The sequence below is a fragment of the Aliiroseovarius sp. S2029 genome (genome assembly GCF_023195575.1).
Classification (GTDB): domain Bacteria; phylum Pseudomonadota; class Alphaproteobacteria; order Rhodobacterales; family Rhodobacteraceae; genus Aliiroseovarius; species Aliiroseovarius zhejiangensis.
Genome location: NZ_JALPQE010000026.1, coordinates 1 through 468 on the forward strand (window position 1 = coordinate 1; position 468 = coordinate 468).

Below are 468 nucleotides of genomic sequence, written 5' to 3' on the forward strand. Positions count from 1 at the left end.
CATGGCTAAGGAAAAGTTTGAACGCTCCAAACCGCACGTCAACATCGGCACGATTGGCCACGTTGACCACGGCAAGACGACGCTGACCGCTGCGATCACCAAGTATTTCGGTGATTTCCAGGCGTATGACCAGATTGACGGCGCACCGGAAGAGAAAGCGCGCGGGATCACGATCTCGACCGCGCATGTGGAATATGAAACCGACGCGCGTCACTATGCCCACGTCGACTGCCCCGGCCACGCGGACTATGTGAAGAACATGATCACCGGTGCGGCGCAGATGGACGGCGCGATCCTGGTTGTGAACGCCGCTGACGGCCCCATGCCGCAGACCCGCGAGCACATCCTTCTGGGCCGCCAGGTCGGTATCCCGACCATGGTCGTGTTCATGAACAAGGTCGATCAGGTTGACGACGAAGAGCTGCTTGAGCTGGTGGAAATGGAAGTCCGCGAACTGTTGACCGAATA

1 protein-coding gene is annotated in these 468 nt (G+C 58.8%); it reads left to right on the top strand.

Annotated elements, in window-relative coordinates:
* Position 1: 1 nt before the first annotated feature.
* Positions 2 to 468: GTP-binding protein (locus tag MUY21_RS16010; RefSeq protein WP_248411270.1), on the top strand; the 467-nt coding region annotated here is incomplete at its 3' end.